The 17858-nt window shown below is 43.0% G+C and carries 15 protein-coding genes; 5 read left to right on the forward strand and 10 right to left on the reverse strand.

Going from position 1 to position 17858, the window contains the following annotated elements:
• Positions 1-39: 39 nt before the first annotated feature.
• The 5 genes from arcC to L3V23_RS14000 all read right to left on the reverse strand — a co-directional run bounded on the left by arcC (position 40) and on the right by L3V23_RS14000 (position 8592).
• Positions 40-951, reverse strand: coding sequence for a carbamate kinase (arcC, locus tag L3V23_RS13980; protein WP_042484915.1), 912 nt, complete (start codon positions 949-951; stop codon positions 40-42).
• 63 nt (positions 952-1014) lie between these two features.
• Positions 1015-2235, reverse strand: a complete 1221-nt coding sequence (arcA, locus tag L3V23_RS13985) for an arginine deiminase (RefSeq protein WP_042484918.1) — start codon at positions 2233-2235, stop codon at positions 1015-1017.
• An 867-nt stretch (positions 2236-3102) separates the two neighbouring features.
• The gene (locus L3V23_RS13990) at positions 3103-4548 is read right to left on the reverse strand and encodes a YfcC family protein (protein ID WP_102966342.1); all 1446 of its coding nucleotides are present in this window, start codon (positions 4546-4548) and stop codon (positions 3103-3105) included.
• Between the two features lie 503 nt (positions 4549-5051).
• Positions 5052-6503, reverse strand: coding sequence for an aspartate ammonia-lyase (gene aspA / locus L3V23_RS13995; RefSeq protein ID WP_042484923.1), 1452 nt, complete (start codon positions 6501-6503; stop codon positions 5052-5054).
• Between the two features lie 178 nt (positions 6504-6681).
• A complete protein-coding gene (locus L3V23_RS14000) occupies positions 6682-8592 on the reverse strand; it encodes a sensor domain-containing diguanylate cyclase (protein WP_102966341.1) in 1911 nt (636 codons plus the stop codon).
• Positions 8593-8701: 109 nt separating this feature from the next.
• On the opposite strand from L3V23_RS14000, the gene L3V23_RS14005 reads away from it, so the two are divergent.
• Positions 8702-9202: an FxsA family protein gene (locus L3V23_RS14005; protein ID WP_042484927.1), complete on the forward strand. Its 501-nt coding sequence runs from the start codon at positions 8702-8704 to the stop codon at positions 9200-9202.
• Positions 9203-9291: 89 nt separating this feature from the next.
• Here the strand turns inward: L3V23_RS14005 and L3V23_RS14010 are convergent, their stop codons facing one another.
• The 3 genes from L3V23_RS14010 to L3V23_RS14020 form a co-directional block, all read right to left on the reverse strand.
• The gene (locus tag L3V23_RS14010) at positions 9292-9765 is read right to left on the reverse strand and encodes a tRNA (cytidine(34)-2'-O)-methyltransferase (protein ID WP_042484930.1); all 474 of its coding nucleotides are present in this window, start codon (positions 9763-9765) and stop codon (positions 9292-9294) included.
• A 123-nt stretch (positions 9766-9888) separates the two neighbouring features.
• A complete protein-coding gene (gene cpxA, locus L3V23_RS14015; protein WP_102966340.1) occupies positions 9889-11289 on the reverse strand; it encodes an envelope stress sensor histidine kinase CpxA in 1401 nt (466 codons plus the stop codon).
• The gene (locus L3V23_RS14020) at positions 11289-11972 is read right to left on the reverse strand and encodes a response regulator (RefSeq protein ID WP_237292429.1); all 684 of its coding nucleotides are present in this window, start codon (positions 11970-11972) and stop codon (positions 11289-11291) included. The genes cpxA and L3V23_RS14020 overlap by 1 nt, the downstream gene beginning before the upstream one ends.
• A gap of 248 nt (positions 11973-12220) precedes the next feature.
• On the opposite strand from L3V23_RS14020, the gene L3V23_RS14025 reads away from it, so the two are divergent.
• The 3 genes from L3V23_RS14025 (at position 12221) to pfkA (ending at position 15071) form a co-directional block, all read left to right on the forward strand.
• A complete protein-coding gene (locus L3V23_RS14025) occupies positions 12221-12805 on the forward strand; it encodes a CpxP family protein (protein ID WP_237292431.1) in 585 nt (194 codons plus the stop codon).
• 147 nt (positions 12806-12952) lie between these two features.
• The gene (fieF, locus tag L3V23_RS14030; RefSeq protein ID WP_042484942.1) at positions 12953-13861 is read left to right on the forward strand and encodes a CDF family cation-efflux transporter FieF; all 909 of its coding nucleotides are present in this window, start codon (positions 12953-12955) and stop codon (positions 13859-13861) included.
• 247 nt (positions 13862-14108) lie between these two features.
• A complete protein-coding gene (gene pfkA / locus L3V23_RS14035) occupies positions 14109-15071 on the forward strand; it encodes a 6-phosphofructokinase (RefSeq protein WP_042484945.1) in 963 nt (320 codons plus the stop codon).
• 67 nt (positions 15072-15138) lie between these two features.
• Here pfkA and glpX read toward each other — a convergent pair whose 3' ends face one another.
• A complete protein-coding gene (gene glpX / locus L3V23_RS14040) occupies positions 15139-16146 on the reverse strand; it encodes a class II fructose-bisphosphatase (protein ID WP_042484947.1) in 1008 nt (335 codons plus the stop codon).
• Positions 16147-16467: 321 nt separating this feature from the next.
• Between glpX and zapB the strand changes: the two genes are divergently transcribed.
• Positions 16468-16710, forward strand: a complete 243-nt coding sequence (zapB, locus tag L3V23_RS14045) for a cell division protein ZapB (protein ID WP_042484949.1) — start codon at positions 16468-16470, stop codon at positions 16708-16710.
• An 89-nt stretch (positions 16711-16799) separates the two neighbouring features.
• Here zapB and metF read toward each other — a convergent pair whose 3' ends face one another.
• Positions 16800-17687 carry a methylenetetrahydrofolate reductase gene (metF, locus tag L3V23_RS14050; RefSeq protein WP_042484951.1) on the reverse strand — a complete coding sequence of 296 codons (888 nt, stop codon included), beginning with the start codon at positions 17685-17687 and terminating at the stop codon, positions 16800-16802.
• Between the last annotated feature and the right edge of the window lie 171 nt (positions 17688-17858).

Here is a 17858-nt window from a genome sequence, read left to right on the forward strand (position 1 = left end):
CCGCTCGAATAATCATTAAGTTATCTTGTTAATTTGTTTTTAGTCGCGAGTAATATTGGTTCCCGCTTCACCTTGTAAAATTCGAAGGCCATCTTCTAAAGCGCCAATACCTACGACGGTGCCACCTTGTTTGATGAATTCACAAGAGGCTTCAATTTTGGGACCCATTGAACCTTCATCAAATTGGTAATGAGATAGCTCACTTGGTGTTGTACTGCGTAAGGCTGTTTGAGTTGGCGTCCCCCAATTCAAATAGACAGCATCTGCATCGGTCAGAATTAACAGCGCATCAGCGCCAATCTGTTTCGCAAGGAATGCAGCAGACATATCTTTATCAATGACGGCCTCCACTCCTATCAGCTTTCCGTTCTCTCGTTTGACCGGAATACCGCCGCCGCCAGTGCAGATTACTAAGTGGCCTTGGTTAATTAATTGAGTGATGGCTTCATGTTCAATGATTCCAGTTGGTTTTGGACTTGGAACCACTCTGCGAAAGTGGCTACCATCAGGTTTCACTGTCCAACAGTATTTTTCTGCTAATTCACGGGCTTCCGCTTCTTGGTAAATAGGGCCAATAGGCTTCGTTGGGTTAATAAATGCAGGATCTTTGGGATCAACTGTCATCTGAGTAAGCATGCAAGTGACATTTCTCTCTGGTAACCGATTTTTGAACTCCTGCATTAGCATGTAGCCAATCATGCCTTGTGTTTCACTACCTAAAACATCAAGTGGATAAGGGTTTACTTTCTTGTATTCCAGTCCCTGTAGCGCTAGGAGCCCAACCTGAGGGCCATTGCCATGCACTAATACCACGTTATATTCCTGAGCTATTTCAGAAATCGTTTTGACGGCGATTTCAATATTGTGGCGTTGAATGTCTGCTTCTAAAGGCTCACCCCGACGGAGTAAGGCATTGCCACCTAAAGCGACGACGACTGTTTGTTTAGTCATGAGTTATTATCCTTGTGCTTAGGTTGTGGTAGGGATAAACGCACCACAACCCGAATTTAATGATTAGATATCGTCACGTTCAATTGGGCAGCTCATACAGCGAGCGCCGCCACGACCACGGCCTAACTCATCTCCAGGAATAGGCAACACTGTGATACCTGCTTTATCGTATTTCTCATTGGTATAGGTATTTCGTTCGTAACCAATCACAACACCAGGACGCACGGTTAGAACATTGTTCGCATCGTTCCACTGTTCACGTTCTGCTTCAAAACTGTCGCCACCTGTAGTGATCATGTTTAACTTGTCGATGCCTAACGCAATTTCAATGGTGTGAATGTAGGAGTCTTTCTGAGTTGCTTTTACTCTTCCTGATTCATCGCCTGTTAAGCTCCAGCAATTCACATCATCAGGAATTACATTGGGATACACAGAGAATGTATCTTCACGCATGTGTGTCATTACCGTATCCAAGTGCATGCATGAGCGATCTTTTGGCAGTTCTAGAGCAATCACTTCTTTCGCTTGTCCGTGTTTAAATAGGGATGATGCTAGTTGTTCAACCCCTTGAGGTGTCGTGCGTTCTGACATACCAATCAAAACAGCGCCACGACCAATAACCAGAACATCACCGCCTTCAATTGTAGATTTGTCGTAGCTATGTTCTTCATCACCGAAGTACTTAACAAAATCTTGACCTGCGAAAGTTGGATGCCAGCGATAAATTGCGCGTAAGTGATTCGTTTCTCTTTGACGAGCGACTTTAGCCATCGGGTTGATTGAAACACCGCCATAAACCCAGCAAGAGGTATCACGGGTAAACAAGTGATTTGGCAATGGCTTAATAATGAAGTCATTGGTTTTGTTCATTTGCTGAATAAAGGAAGATGACTTCATAGGCATTTCACCGAATGAAAGCCCACCCGTGAGTATTTTGGCTAATTCGATAGTTGGAAGATCATTTAGATAACAGCGAAGGTCGTTGGCAAACGTTGGACCGAAGCGATAGTCAGAAATTTGCGTGTTGAGTAGCCATTCTTTGGCTTCAGGAACGTCCAATGTTTCAGCGAGCAAATTAGTGAGTAGCAGTACTTCAACACCTTCGTTACGTAGAGTATTGGCAAAAATATCGTGTTCTTTGCCCGCACGTTCGATATCCAATACATCATCAAACAATAAATCATGGCAGTTTGATGGAGTTAAATGACAGAGCGCACGTCTTGGGCGGTGAATTAAAACACGACGTAGCTGACCGATTTCTGAACCTACATATAACTTACTCATAATCGTATCTCTCTATATTCTTTGTTTCCAATCCTATTAAATACATAATTATTTAATAGCGTTTATAGGGTGTTTTATAATTAGTTTTTTCTTTGTTCTGATATTTATATTACGGTGGGTTTCCTACCTTTCTTGGATATTAATCACAAATTGTTATTTATGGATTTATTGTGGTTGAAAGGTGTTTTTAACAAAAATTATTCATTTTGTTTTTCTATTTTTGTTTGGGTAAATGAAGTGATTTAATGAAAAATAAGTCGATTTACTCATTGGCGAACACATGTATTTATCTATTGTGTATATGCGTGCGGTGAATCAATGGGAATTTTATTCACTGTTCTAGACGTCTTTTGCATGGTTTTTTTATTTTTATATGCAGGAAATCAGAGTAGCTAGTTACTTCTTTAGTCTTTATTTTGTGTTTGTTAACAAAATAAATTGATGAAATTTGATCTAAAGCAAGTTGTTTTTTAGGTGTGTTTTAGAGTGGTTTCTATCTTCGGATTACATTTTGTATTCTATTAATTATAAAAAGTAATCTCACAATTATTGTGATAAATATAGTTAGAATAATATTTCCGATATGTGTGCTAATTATCCCGAATATCAAATTTTCTTTTAAAAAAGGATGGAAGTGAATGAGCGACGTTGTTGGGCAGATGGAAGCTGCCTCGTTGGAAAAGGGGCTATCAGCATGCTTGATATCTGAACGACAGGAGTCGTATTTATTTGAGCCGCCTTGTTTAAGAGAAATTGCGGCAATAAATATAAGTGGGAGTGTTGGAGGAGGGCGCTAACGCATTGACGTGAAGTCTACATTCGGCAATAAAAAGCCGCGCTTAGCGCGGCTGATGGGGCAGGAAAGTTCTACAGGAAAACACCAATGCTTAGTGTAGCCATAATTAAAATACACAGAATACCCAATAAAGGTGCAACCCATTTTATCCAACGAACATAAGGAACACGCGCAATTGCTAAACCACCCATAACAACAGCTGAAGTTGGAGTTATGAGGTTCACAATACCCGATGCTGATTGGTAAGCAGTGACTACCAGCTCTCTTCCTACTCCAGCAAAATCGGCTAGTGGAGCCATGATAGGCATGGTTAGCACCGCTAAGCCTGAAGATGACGGGACGAGGAAAGAGAGTAGAATTTCTAATAAATACATTACGTTGATGAAAATTACTGAAGAAAGCCCAGTCACTGCTTGTTCAGCAGAGTTTAGGATAGTATCGGTAATCATTCCCTGATCCATTACTACGACTATCCCTCGAGCGATCCCAATAATTAATGCAACGCCTAGTAAATCTCGAGCTCCGTCTATAAAGCTACTAGTGAACTCTTCTTCACTCATGCGTGCTACCAAACCAATGATGATAGTTGCACCTAAGAACATGGCTGATATTTCTGCCATCCACCAACCTGCAACGGAAACACCATAAATCATCACACCGAATGCAGCGGCAAATATCGTTAGGATAAGCTTTCGAGTGCCAGTGAATTCGATAGACTCATCGCTTTGGCTTCCGAGGAAGTGCGCTTTGTTTTCCTCAAACTTGTCAAACACAATGGATTTTGTTTGGTCAGCTCGAACCATTTTTGCGTAACGCATAACGTAGAGCACGCAAACAACCCAGCCAATGACAAGCATAGCTACTCTTAACAAAATGCCGTCAGTAAACGGGATTCCAGCCGCATTAGCTGCAATAACCGTTGCAAATGGATTAATGGTTGAACCGAGAGTACCAATGCCCGCGCCAAGTAGCACTGTTGCTGCAGCGACAACGGGGTCAAATCTTGCAGCCATCATGACAGGTACTAACAGGGTATAAAACGGTAGTGACTCTTCTGCCATGCCATAGACAGTTCCTCCTGTGGCAAATAGGGCCATTAGGATTGGAATCATCAGTTCTTCTCTGCCTTCAAGGCGCGCTGTTACTCGTGCGATGCCCGCATCTATAGCCCCTGTCTTTGTCACAAGGCCTAGAAAACCGCCAATAACCAAAATGAACAGTGATACGTCAATAGCCGCTGCTTCGTAGCTGTTATGATTGTAGAAGCCATCAATCGGTGCCATTAAAACATCAATGATTCCTTGAGGGTTTCCTTCGGTTGGCTGATATGTACCAGCAATAGGCACTTCTCGGCCTAAATCTTCGTTCATTGTGCGCTCGTATTGTCCGGCGGGAACAACCCAAGTTAGGGCAGCTACGAGAGCAATTAATAAAAATAAGATTGTATAAGCAGAAGGAAATTTAAAGTTAGAAAAGAATCCACCTTTAGGTTCCGTAGATACTGTTTGGGTTGTCATAGCTATCTCCTTACATTTGGACCTATAATCCCAATGTTTTCAGTGGCTAAAATTATTATTCCCTATTTCAATAAATTGGATATTAAAATCTTATGAAGTAGTGAATTAATTACTACGCATTAGAAAAGTATTATTTTTCATTATAAAAATAATAAGTTTATTTAGTTGTTAGGCTTTCGATTTAATTCTTATTGGGATTTTAATTTGGCTAGATATAACTAACTTTGCATTTCCTCACAAAACAATGGAGGGGGGATTTTGGAGAGAATAATTGAAAAATAATTTCGGGGTATTTTGTTATATTTAATGAAATTCTATTCTTTAGTTTTGCTTGCTCTCTTTTTCTTTTGGCTGTTATTGTTTTCTTTTAAGGTTTTTATGGAATTTTATTCAAGAGTATGTAGTTAAAGTTATTAGTGATTTTTTTGATATGAATCAATTTAATTGTTATAGAAGAGAAAAAAGGAGCCTAAGCTCCTTTTATATTAACAATGAACAGAGAATTACTCGTAGCGTTTAGCTTTATATTGCGGGCGCATTAAGTTCTCTACAGAGAAAATGTCATCAAGCTCATCTTCCGTAAGTAGTCCACGCTCTAAAACCACTTCTCGTACGCTTTTACCTGTTTCGGCACAGATTTTACCTACAATGTCACCTTCGTGGTGACCGATGTATGGGTTCAAGTAGGTCACGATACCGATAGAGTTAAACACGTAGTTTTCGCAAACTTCTTTATTGACTGTAATACCGTCAATACATTTGTCGCGAAGGTTTACACACGCATTTGAAAGCAGTGAGATCGATTCAAACATCGCTTGAGCAATTACTGGCTCCATTACGTTCAACTGTAATTGACCGCCTTCAGCTGCAAAAGACACAGTGTTGTCGTTACCAAGTACTTTAAAGCACACTTGGTTTACCACTTCTGGAACAACAGGGTTTACTTTCGCCGGCATAATAGAAGAACCTGCTTGAAGTTCAGGAAGGTTTATCTCATTTAAGCCTGCGCGAGGCCCTGAAGAAAGCAGACGTAGGTCATTACAAATTTTAGACAGTTTCACTGCTAGGCGTTTTAACGCACCGTGAGCCATTACGTATGCACCACAGTCTGACGTTGCTTCGATAAGATCTTCAGCCGGTACAACTTCTAAACCTGTTACTTCTGCTAAGTGTTTTACTGCCAAAGCTTGGTAACCCGGTGCTGCGTTTAAGCCAGTACCGATTGCGGTTGCACCTAGGTTAATTTCAAGCAGTAGCTTAGAGGTGTATTCCAGAGCACGAATTTCTTCGTTCAATGTTACCGCCCAAGCGTGAAACTCTTGGCCCACAGTCATTGGTACAGCATCTTGCAGCTGTGTACGACCCATCTTGATTACAGTGGTGAATTCTTGGCTCTTAAGCTCGAACGCACCTTTCAAATACTCAATCGCTTCAATCAGTTTTAGCACGCTGTTGTATACAGAAATGCGGAAACCCGTTGGGTAAGCACAGTTGGTAGATTGGCTGCGGTTTACGTGGTCATTCGGGTTAATGAACTGGTATTGGCCTTTTTCTTTGCCCATTAGCTCTAGCGCTAAGTTGGCAATGACTTCGTTGGTATTCATGTTGACTGAAGTACCAGCGCCGCCTTGGAATACATCTGTCGGGAATTGATCCATGCACTTACCTGTTTCAAGGATCACATCACACGCTTGAATGATGTAGTTTGCGACATCTTTTGGAATAACGGCTAACTCTTTGTTTGCAAGAGCGGCCGCTTTCTTGGTCATTACCATGCCACGAATGAACTCAGGAACATCAGATATCGTTGCACTGGAAATGTTAAAGTTTTCAATTGCTCGAAGTGTATGGATACCGTAGTAGGCATCAGCAGGGACGTGACGTTGACCTAGTAGATCTTCTTCAATACGATTGGCTGGTTGAGCTGTTTGTGTAGCTTCAAATAGAGTAGCCATAGTTGGATCCTTAGAGAATAATTCTATTGATATTGATTACAGTAAGCCGTATCTGTATTAAGAATCCATTCATCAGAATAATTGGCTGGAAAACCGTCCTGATATAGCAACGTATGATACTTAAGTTGTAATTAAAAAATAGTAACTTCGTCACCTTTTATGTCAGTAAAAATCAAGTTTATGGAGAGTGTGACTCTAAAACGTTCAAAGTTTCTTGGCCGTGAATAGAAACACAATTCTTTCCTTTGCGTTTAGAGCGGTACATGGCTTGGTCTGCGTTTGAGAAAGTCTGGTTTGCATCGGATGTCACTTCGGCCAACCCAACGCTGATTGTCACATCATAAAGTGTCCAGTTTCTAATATCTGTAGTGACACGCTGCATGAGCGCTTTCGCTTGTGCAAGATCGGTATGTTGGATCAGTACCGCAAACTCATCACCGCCAATTCGTGCAATAAAATCGGTATCGCGCAGTACCATGCGCAGTTGATTGGCGATATACAAAATGACCTCATCGCCAACGGTGTGCCCAAATGTGTCGTTAATTTGCTTGAACGAATCTATATCCAGCACAGCAAGGCAGCAAGTCGGATGATTGGCATAGCGTTGTTTTAAGCGACTTTGATATTGGAGGTTCTGGTCGAATTTCTTCTTGTTCCACAAAGACGTCGCAGGGTCGCGCTCTGTACGTTCCTTGAGTGTGATAATGGTGTTGTGATGTTCGGAAATGTCGGTAAAGGAATAGACATAGTATTGAATGTTTTTCAGTTTCCCCAAAATCGCATGTATTTCAGTTTGGCAAATGACTTCTTTATTATCAGTCGTGTGTAAGGATAGGTGTCCTTGCCACATCCCGCGAATCGAAAGCTGCCTTTGAATCAGACTTTGTTTCGTTTGAGACTGAAAGAAATCGATGATGTTGCCACCATGCAATAAACTTACATCGCTGTTTACCAAGTTACAAAAGCCAGTATTAACCCTCAGTATTCTCATATTCTTATCGGTGACCACCACTGCCATACTGTTTTCTATCGCATATTCAGCATAGGTTTGGTCTGCCTTAATGCGTCGAAACGCATCCATAAACATCGCAATTATAATTGAGAGAAGCCCCAGAAATAACCAAATAACCGTGGCTTCAATTTTGAGCTGTTTGGTTCTTTCTGAAAGTAGCCCAGAAATGGCAGACGGTGGATACATGGTCAGCATGGTTAAACTATTCTGTGAACCAAATAAGGGACTGCTAAAGCGCTGGAAAATATATAACCCTCTGTCTGTTAAGACGCTATTACCGGAACTTTGGTTCTGTTGAATGGCTCGCCAAACCTCTCCGTTTTTTAAGGATAAATTGTTATCTGAGCGAGACTGAATTAGATCACCAAACAATTTATTTTTGTCGCTGCTAATGATGTAGTAACCGTGATTATCGATGAAATCGACATTCAGGTTTTGGGTGTTGCTGGTGATTTGTTCGATGATGGTCATAACATCTAGATTGGCAACGAAGTACCCTTGTCTGACTGAGTTGGCAATAATTGGGTAAATGATTCTGTATCCGGGTTTGTAGGGAATGATGGGTTTATCGTTCTCAAATTCTAAGTCAATACCGAAATGCCCTTGCTCTCCATTCGCCAGTTTTTGGGCGTAAAGGAAATAGTCGCGATTGCTTTTGTTTTGTAGTCGGTCATTGGGTACCACATAGGGATGGGACATGTTGGGCATGTAATCAACCCGAATTACCTCGTAGCCTCGGTTATCGATAAAACGCAATTGGTAAAAAAGCGTTGAGTTGAAGGCTGCCAGATACCACTGGCTTTCAAGATAATGACGAAATTGAGGATTTCTGTTCACGGCAAAATCATTGAGCAGAGACGAATGGCTTAATTCATAAAAAGTCTGTTGAATTTGCGAGTGTGTACGTCGAGCTTTGGAGTCTACATACGAGAGGAACTGCAGCCCTTGTGCTTCTAAGTGAGCGATAAAAAACTGATGAGCTTTGTCTTTAAGATGAAAGTAATAGGCGAGCGGAACGAGTGACAACACAAGCCACAACACAATACCGGTTTTGATAGTGCTGGAAATTCGCTTCATAGTTATAGTTCTGGCTCAAAATCTACTTAAAAGGTAGTTGAGCCTAAGACGCTTTTCCATTGCGCTGGCGAATTGTTGGCGCTAAGGTGTAGCAAAATAAGGAGGAGCCGTGTTTCCGATTTTACTAATTCTATTTATTGCTGTGCCTATTATCGAGATTGGCTTGTTTATTCAAGTCGGCGGTATGTTGGGCTTGTGGCCGACGATTGCTTTGGTTTTGATTACCGCGTTTGTCGGGGCTTCCTTAGTCAGAAGTCAAGGTTTGCAAACGCTGCTTACTGTTCAACAACGCATGCAACGCGGTGAAATGCCAGCACAGCAAATTGTTGAAGGTGTGATGCTTGCGGTTGCGGGTGTTTTACTTCTCACCCCAGGCTTTATGACAGATGCGATGGGTATGTTGGTTCTATTACCAGCGCCGCGTGCGATGATTGCTAAATACCTAATGAGCAAAGTGGTGGTGTCAAATCTGTCAGGTGGTTTTCATTCCAGCCATTTTGAGCGTGATCCTCACCGTCCGCATGATTCCCATCAGGGACAGACCTTTGATGGTGAATTCGAGAAAAAAGACGATGATGATGATCAGAATTCAAATCATCGCCTTCACTGAGTATTGAATCCCCAATAAAAAAGCTCTGGTCTGTGCCAGAGCTTTTTTGATCTATCATTTTTTACCGCTATGAGCAGAGTACACAGAGATTACAACGCTCCTTCAAATCCCATTTGTCGCCACGCTTCAAACGCAATAATGGCAACAGCGTTAGACAGGTTCAGGCTGCGCGCATCTGGCATCATTGGAATACGGATGCGCTGTTCCATCGGTAAGCTCTCGATAACTTCGGCTGGAAGGCCGCGTGTTTCAGGACCGAAAAGCAGCACATCACCTTTTTGGAATTTGGCATCCACATGATGCCCTGTTGTTTTGGTAGTACAGGCGAAAATGCGGTAGTCGCCACGCTCAGCTAGGTAGTTCAGAAAGGCGTTATAGTCTTTATGGCGAGTCACTCGTGCTAAGTCGTGGTAATCCAGACCGGCGCGGCGTACTTTTTTTTCTTCTAAATCAAAGCCAAGCGGTTCGATTAAATGAAGGTTCGCACCACAGTTTGCGGATAAACGAATAATGTTTCCTGTGTTAGGGGCGATTTCTGGCTCGTACAGAGCAATATCAAACATAACGGTTAATTTCCTTACCAGGTTTGTGAAATCACAAGACCTAATCTTTTGTGGTGGGACTGTTAAATAAGGGGCGAGTATAAATCTCTCGCCCCATAAATCACAAGTTACAGTGAATCTTGATTAGATTGGCAAGGTGAACTGAACTTTTAAGCCATTGAGTGAGCTGCGGCTAGCTTCAATCACGCCATTGTGCTGACGAATCGCACTTTCGGTGATGGCTAAACCTAAACCTGTGCCGCCACTGTGTCTGTCTCTCGCTGTTGAAACGCGATAAAACGGGCGAAAAATTTGCGACAACTCGTCGTCGGGTACGCCATCTCCGTCATCTTCTACCGATACTGTCAACTGATTATCAGTGGCAGAAAAGTGCACAACGATGTTGTCTTTACTGTAATAAATAGCATTACGAACGATGTTTTCTAAGGCACTCATTAATAGTTTTGGGTTACCAGAAATAGTGACATTAGGAATATCATCAAAATGCAGCTTTTTATTCATTTGCTCTGCTTCAAACTGAGCATCGCTAAGCAATTCTTCCCAGAGGCTACGCAGAGGTTGCTCTTCACTACTCAGGTGACTATTCGTCTGCATTCTCGACAGTTCGAGCAATTCACCAATCATCTGTTCTAAGCGCTGAGCTTCGGTGTCTATTCGCTCAAGTTCGCTACTGGTACCTTGTTTGCGGGTTGCCAGTGCGTTAGCCATACGTAAGCGGGTAAGTGGAGAACGCAGCTCGTGGGAGATATCAGACAGTAGTCTCTGCTGGCCAGAGATCATTAGGTTTACGGCTTCAACCATTTGGTTGAAGCTACGGCCAGCCTGACGAAACTCCATAGTACCTTTCTCAAGATCTGGGTCTGCTTCAAATTGTCCACGCGCCACGCGCTGAGCGGCTTGTGCCAGACGTTGTGCTGGCTTACTCAGTGCCCAGGCAAGCCATAACAGAAGCGGAGTACTGACTAACATAACGGCTAACAGCAGTTGTACTGGTTTATCAAACAACTGAAGTAACAAAGGTGGTGGTAGATCCCAGCGGAAACCGACATAGAGCAACAGGTTTCGTTTGGCTAAAACAACAGGCACAGGCCCAGCAATCATGTATCGACCATATAGGCGTTGCTGCGGCTTATCGATGGATTCAATACTGGTCGCAAAGTTTTGCAGTGCCTTGTATTTGAAATCTGGACGTTCGCGGGCGGTTAACACGTTACCGTCTAAATCAGTGACAAAGAAACGTGGCCGCTCATCTCGGTCTTCATTATGCTTCATCGGCCCGAAACCACGGTTTCCATTTCCCTCAAGGAACATCAGAATACGCGTGAGATTGGTTTCGTCTCTAAAATGCTCTTCAAGCATCTCTTTCTGCACGATGATGCGTTGATGCATCTCTGGCGGTAAGTCGCGAGATTTTCGTGGATCTAAATGGGGAATGGCCAATACTGCCAGCAGCACCAAAAACATGGTGAGCCAGAATATGGCAAAGATGCGCCCATAGAGATTGTTGAATGTTGGTAAACGCATTAATCCTCCAACACCATTAGGTAACCTCTCCCTCGAAGCGTTTTGATTCTCGCTTTTCCATCTGCGCGTTCAGGCAGTTTTTTACGAAGGTTTGAAACATGCATGTCTATGGCGCGGTCAAAAGCGGCTAACCTTTTGCCCAGTACATCAAGGCTCAGATCTTCTTTGGTGATGGTGTTGCCCGGGTTTTGAACAAAGTGGGTTAATAGGGCGAACTCTGTGGACGTGAGATCGAGCAATTCATCTTGGCAGTAAGCTTCTTGCTTACCTGGAAAAACCTGAATGTCTTGGCATTCAATCATGTCTGAATGTTTGTTTTGATGTTGCTGAGTACGGCGCAGTACTGCACGAATTCTTGCCAATAATTCTCGGTCACTGAACGGTTTTGGAAGATAGTCATCAGCCCCCAGTTCTAAACCTATCACGCGATCAATTTCTTCACCTTTGGCGGTGAGCATCAGCACGGGTGTCTGCCATTTTTCGCGTATTTTTTTCAGCGTTTCCATGCCGTTGAGCTTAGGCATCATGACATCGAGCAAAATTAAATCGACACTGTCATTGACCGCGTGTAGCCCAGCTTCTCCATCGTTAGCTTCGGATACGTCAAACCCTTCATAGCTTAAAACTTCTTTCAGCAAGCCGGTTAATTCTGTGTCGTCATCAATCAGTAGGATGTGTGCCATGGTTACCTCAAAAACATTACGAACTGCCAATCCATCGTTTACAGCCAACCGTCGTTCAATATAAACCGTTCAATCAAAACGGTGGTTGCTGAATATAGTGTACTGTGAATTAAGCTTTGGGATCATAGCTAAACTCGCCCTTTACGATTATTTACGCTTCTTAAACACAGCTTTACATGCCAAGTCGTATTATAAATTTAAGCGCTGCACAGGCAGCCGATTCAAGTCCCAACGAGAAGGAAAAGATTATGAAACTGGCAAAAAGAATGATCCTTGCAGCTATTGTTCTACCAATTACTTTAGGCTCAGCCGCTGTATTTGCAGCTGGTGGCGGTAAAGGTCCGGGTCGCGATTTTGGTGGTGACTGTGGACGTGGTAGCATGATGAACCCAGAAATGTTTTCTCAATTAAATGTCACTCCTGAGCAGAAAGCAAAAATGGCAGAGCTTCGCCTAAAACAACGTGATGCGATGCATGCACAACGCAGTGGCAAACACTCTGAAATGCGCGCTTTGAAACAGCAAGAACGCGATTTGGTGATGTCATCAAACTTCGATGAAGCCGCAGCGAAAAAACTGGCAGAACAAATGGTTCAACTTCGCGCAGAGCAGCGTGTGGCTATGATGCAGCACCGCAACGAGATGATGAACGTGTTAACTGCAGATCAAAAAACAAAACTGGCATCTATTCAACAAGACCGTATGAACGAATGTGTGTTGTTTGGACAAGGTGGTCCTAACGGTCAAGGTGGAAAAGGTGGTCAAGGTCCACGCGGCCAAGGCATGATGCGTGGAGGCCCTCAAGGCCAATCCATGGCACCTATGATGCAATAAGTCACGCATTCAAAGCGTGCAGTGATTAAAAGGCAGCTTCGGCTGCCTTTTCTTGTCTGGTTAAACCTGTGACTAATTTTATTCTCAAACAAGCATCCTGAGAGCTTTTAGGTATAATCAATGCATTGTTTGTTAAGGTAAGACGTTATGAAAAAGGAATACGCACGTTTAGTCACCATTGCTGCGTGGACAGCAACCTGTGTTGCTACCTTACTTTTGATCATTAAAGTTGCGGCTTGGTGGGTAACCGGGTCGGTCAGTTTACTGGCATCTCTCATCGACTCAATGTTGGATATCGCAGCTTCTGTGGTAAACCTTGTGGTGTTGCGCTATTCCCTTCAGCCGGCAGACAGAGAACATGCATTTGGTCATGGTAAAGCGGAATCGTTGGCTGCACTTGCTCAAGCTATGTTTATTTCCGGTTCTGCTTGTTTCCTCATTCTGAATGGTGTTGATCGATTTTTCCGCCCGCATGAACTGCAAACTCCTGAGTACGGTATTTATGTCAGCTTATTGGCGATCATCGTGACCTTTGGTCTGGTGCTTTTTCAGCGTCATGTGGTTAAGAAGACAGGCAGTCAGGCCATTGCTGCGGATTCACTGCATTATCAGTCAGACTTATACATGAATGGCGCTATTATGATTGCATTAGGCCTAAGCTGGTTTGGTGTGACACAAGCAGATGCGGTGTTTGCAATTGGTATCGGCTGTTTTATCCTATTCAGTGCTTACAAAATGGTGCAAGAAGCCATTCAAACGTTACTCGATAGGCAACTTCCTGAAGAGGAAAGGGAACAGATACGTCAGATTTCTCTGTCTGTAGAAGGTGTTATGGGGGTTCATGATCTGCGAACTCGCATGTCAGGGCCAGTGAGATTTATTCAGCTACACTTAGAACTGGATGACAAGATGCCTTTGATTGAAGCGCATCGGATTGCAGACGTTGTCGATGACAAATTATGTAAGGCTTTTCCGGGGGCGGATGTCTTGATTCACCAAGATCCGTACTCGTTAATGTTTGGCCCTGAGAGGAAACAAAAACTTCAACCGTGGTAGCGACAAAGCTTGTCAGATCGACTATATTTTTTTGCGGTATGAATAAAATGCATGAATCTGATGTGAATCAACGATGGGATAGTGCAAAACTGTAATACTGTTTCTGGGTAAAAAGCTTTATAGCAGCGCATGCTAAGCAAGTTAGTTCTTCTAACATACAAACATAATTACAAGATTCTGCTGTTCGAATACAATTTCGGGCAGCGCCAAAAATAGCTATACAAATTTCAAAAAATTGAGGGTGATCATGATAAAAAAGATCGGTGTTTTGACTAGTGGTGGCGATGCTCCGGGTATGAACGCGGCAATTCGCGGTGTAGTACGTACAGCGTTAAGCGCAGGCATTGAAGTCTATGGTATCTATGACGGTTACCACGGTCTATATGAAGACCGCATTAAGAAACTTGACCGTTCAAGTGTTTCTGATGTAATCAACCGTGGTGGTACTTTCTTAGGTTCAGCTCGCTTCCCTGAGTTCAAAGAAGTCGCAGTACGTGAAAAAGCTATCGAAAACTTGAATAAGCACGGTATCGAAGCGCTTGTTGTTATCGGTGGTGATGGTTCGTACATGGGTGCTAAGAAACTGACTGAAATGGGTTACCCATGTATCGGTCTTCCGGGCACAATTGATAACGATATCGCAGGTACTGATTACACTATCGGTTACTTAACAGCACTTAATACTGTTATCGAATCTATTGACCGTTTACGTGATACTTCTTCATCTCACCAACGTATTTCTATCGTAGAAATCATGGGTCGTCATTGTGGTGATTTAACTCTGACATCTGCAATTGCGGGTGGTTGTGAGTACATCATTACTCCTGAAACAGGCTTAGATATGGATAGCCTGATTTCAAACATTCAAGACGGCATCAAAAAAGGTAAGAAGCACGCAATCATTGCTCTTACTGAGTTGATGGTGGATGCAAATGTGCTGGCGAAAGAGATCGAGAAAGCAACTAAGCGTGAAACTCGCGCAACAATTCTTGGTCACATCCAACGTGGTGGTAAACCAACAGCGTTTGACCGCGTATTGGCTTCTCGTATGGGTAACTATGCTGTTCACCTATTAATGGAAGGCCACGGTGGTCGTTGTGTTGGTATCCAAAAAGAAGAATTGGTTCACCATGACATCATCGATGCGATTGAAAACATGCGTCGTCCAGTTCGTACAGATCTTTACAAAGTGGCTGAAGAGTTATTCTAAGCAACGTTTGAAGACAAAGATTAAACACAAAAAGACCGCTAGTGCGGTCTTTTTTTATGCTTAATTTTTAGAGAATAATATCGCGAATTTCTGCGTCTTTACGTTCTAAGTAGTGAATCGATTTGATACGACGAATAGTACGGCAACGCCCACGAACCAACAGAGTTTCGGTTGTTGCAATATGGCCTTTACGCGAAATACCTTCTAGCAGATCACCTTTAGTGATACCTGTCGCTGAGAAGATAATATTGTCACTGCGCGCCATATCTTCCATCTTTAGAACCACGTTTGCTTCAACCCCCATTTGTTTGCAGCGCTCAAGTTCGCTTGCACCCCAAATACGGTTATCTTCGGTATCGCCTTTCACCTGATGACGAGGAAGCAGACGACCATGCATATCGCCGTCAAGAGCACGAATAACAGCAGCCGAAACCACACCTTCAGGTGCACCGCCGATGCAGTACATTGCATCCACTTCGCTATCTGGCATACATGTCAAAATAGAAGCTGCTACATCGCCGTCTGGCACAGCAAATACACGAACACCCATTTGCTGCATTTCCGCTATTACCGCGTCGTGACGAGGTTTTGCAAGTGTTGTAACAACAAGCGTATCAAGTGATTTACCTAAAGCTTGAGCAATGTTTTCTAAGTTTTCTTTTAGCGGTTTATTCAGATCGATACAGCCTTTCGCACCCGGACCAACAACCAGTTTTTCCATGTACATATCTGGTGCTTTCAAGAAACTGCCTTTTTCGCCAGCCGCAAGTACCGCTAGTGCATTCGATTGTCCCATCGCCGTCATACGAGTGCCTTCGATTGGGTCAACGGCGATATCGACTTCATCACCACCTAAACCAACTTTTTCACCGATGAACAACATAGGAGCATCGTCGATTTCCCCCTCACCAATAACAATTTCGCCTTGGATTTCTGTTTGATTCAGTAGTGTACGCATGACTTCTACGGCTGCGCCATCAGCAGCGTTTTTATCGCCGCGACCAAGCCATTTATAACCGGCTAGTGCAGCACCTTCTGTGACTCGGGAAAAAGCCATTGCTAAATCACGTTTCATTTTCACTCCAACTCAGAACGATAGGGGATAATTTTGGGCGGCATTCTAACATAATAGTAGGAAAACGTTTGCTAATTAGCCTAGCAGAGAGTTGTATTGGATCAAAAGATAGTGAGATTTAACACGTTACTGGGCGTATTCCGATCGAGCTGTAGTCACTTTCTTAGATGAAAGTTAGCGTTAGGTAAAATTGCGCTGTTTTTTTAAGCGAATAGCGAAAAAGATCGAATATAGTGAGTGTTTCTCTGGGCTGGGCTGAGTAGAATGGGGCAATCAGTGACGTTTTGTCCATTGCAACCGAATCAATAAAGGGTAAGTACCATGTCTTTTGAAGTACTAGAACAACTAGAAGCAAAAATTCAAACTGCGGTTGACACAATCGCTCTACTGCAAATGGAAGTTGAAGAGCTTAAAGAAGAGAAGCAAAAGCTAGTAGAAGAAGCGAATGAGTTAAAAGCAAACCACGAAGCTTCTATTCAAAAAGCACAACAAATTCAACAAGAGCACGACCAATGGCAAGAACGCATCCGTAACCTGCTTGGCAAAATGGATGATGTGGAATAAGCCTACGCTTTTCACAAACAAAAAAACGCCGAAGATTATCGGCGTTTTTTTATGTTTCGAATATCCAGTTAGAACAGCTTTGTTTGATGTTAGCGAGTAGGGCGAACACCTAAAGTATGGCAAAGCGCATAAGTCATTTCTGCACGGTTTAGCGTATAGAAATGGAAGTCCTTTACGCCTTCGCGTGAAAGAACACGAACCATATCAATTGCCTGACTTGCACCTACTAGCTGGCGTGTCACAGGATCATCTTCCAAACCTTCGAATTGTTTTGCCATCCAGCTTGGTACTTTCACATTGTTTTGTGCAGCAAAGCGAGATGCTTGAGCAAAGTTAGATACTGGCAGAATACCCGGTACGATTTCCACATCAATGCCTGCCGCTACACAGCGGTCACGAAAACGCAGGTAGCTTTCTACATCGAAGAAGAACTGAGTAATGGCACGGTTCGCACCTGCATCGACTTTGCGTTTCAGGTTCAGTAAATCCGCTTGAGCACTTTTTGCTTCAGGGTGTACCTCTGGAAATGCCGCTACTGAGATATCAAAATCGTGGCGAGATTTCAGTAACTCAACCAGATCGGATGCGTACATTTCAGGTTTGCCACCGCCAGGAGGAATGTCACCTCGCAGGGCTACAATGTTTTGAATGCCGTTTGCCCAGTAATCATCAGCGATGTTGATCAGTTCTTCACGAGAAGCGTCAATACAGGTCAGGTGTGGCGCAGAAACAAGGCCAGTTTGCTCCTTGATTGCTTTGATGATCGAGTGGGTACGGTCACGTTCACCAGAGTTTGCACCATAGGTAACAGAGACAAACTTTGGTTGAAGAGTTTTTAGACGGTGTACAGAGTTCCACAAGGTTTCTTCCATTTTTTCTGAACTAGGCGGAAAAAACTCAAAAGACACATTAATGTTAGAAAGTTCAGAAATATTCTGATTTAAAGCGTCGATATGGCCTGCGTGTGTGTATCCCATCTTTTTTCTCCTTGTAGCTTGCACTACAAACGCTGATATTCGTTTAAATTGACGTTTAGACGTCTATATGGCTACAGAATGTATTGAATACGTTTTAATGTCAACTTAACTATTATGAATTTTTCTCATGTTGATCGTGAAGCCAATTCAACTCTTTTAAACTCCAAAAGG

The sequence above is a fragment of the Vibrio sp. A1-b2 genome, from assembly GCF_021726015.1.
Lineage (GTDB): Bacteria > Pseudomonadota > Gammaproteobacteria > Enterobacterales > Vibrionaceae > Vibrio > Vibrio diazotrophicus.

What these genes read in the sequence shown, in the direction of transcription:
- arcC (WP_042484915.1), bottom strand. Translation starts at nt 951, where the DNA reads ATGACTAAACAAACAGTCGTCGTCGCTTTAGGTGGCAATGCCTTACTC.
- arcA (WP_042484918.1), bottom strand. Translation starts at nt 2,235, where the DNA reads ATGAGTAAGTTATATGTAGGTTCAGAAATCGGTCAGCTACGTCGTGTT.
- L3V23_RS13990 (WP_102966342.1), bottom strand. Translation starts at nt 4,548, where the DNA reads ATGACAACCCAAACAGTATCTACGGAACCTAAAGGTGGATTCTTTTCT.
- aspA (WP_042484923.1), bottom strand. Translation starts at nt 6,503, where the DNA reads ATGGCTACTCTATTTGAAGCTACACAAACAGCTCAACCAGCCAATCGT.
- L3V23_RS14000 (WP_102966341.1), bottom strand. Translation starts at nt 8,592, where the DNA reads ATGAAGCGAATTTCCAGCACTATCAAAACCGGTATTGTGTTGTGGCTT.
- L3V23_RS14010 (WP_042484930.1), bottom strand. Translation starts at nt 9,765, where the DNA reads ATGTTTGATATTGCTCTGTACGAGCCAGAAATCGCCCCTAACACAGGA.
- cpxA (WP_102966340.1), bottom strand. Translation starts at nt 11,289, where the DNA reads ATGCGTTTACCAACATTCAACAATCTCTATGGGCGCATCTTTGCCATA.
- L3V23_RS14020 (WP_237292429.1), bottom strand. Translation starts at nt 11,972, where the DNA reads ATGGCACACATCCTACTGATTGATGACGACACAGAATTAACCGGCTTG.
- L3V23_RS14025 (WP_237292431.1), top strand. Translation starts at nt 12,221, where the DNA reads ATGAAACTGGCAAAAAGAATGATCCTTGCAGCTATTGTTCTACCAATT.
- fieF (WP_042484942.1), top strand. Translation starts at nt 12,953, where the DNA reads ATGAAAAAGGAATACGCACGTTTAGTCACCATTGCTGCGTGGACAGCA.
- pfkA (WP_042484945.1), top strand. Translation starts at nt 14,109, where the DNA reads ATGATAAAAAAGATCGGTGTTTTGACTAGTGGTGGCGATGCTCCGGGT.
- glpX (WP_042484947.1), bottom strand. Translation starts at nt 16,146, where the DNA reads ATGAAACGTGATTTAGCAATGGCTTTTTCCCGAGTCACAGAAGGTGCT.
- zapB (WP_042484949.1), top strand. Translation starts at nt 16,468, where the DNA reads ATGTCTTTTGAAGTACTAGAACAACTAGAAGCAAAAATTCAAACTGCG.
- metF (WP_042484951.1), bottom strand. Translation starts at nt 17,687, where the DNA reads ATGGGATACACACACGCAGGCCATATCGACGCTTTAAATCAGAATATT.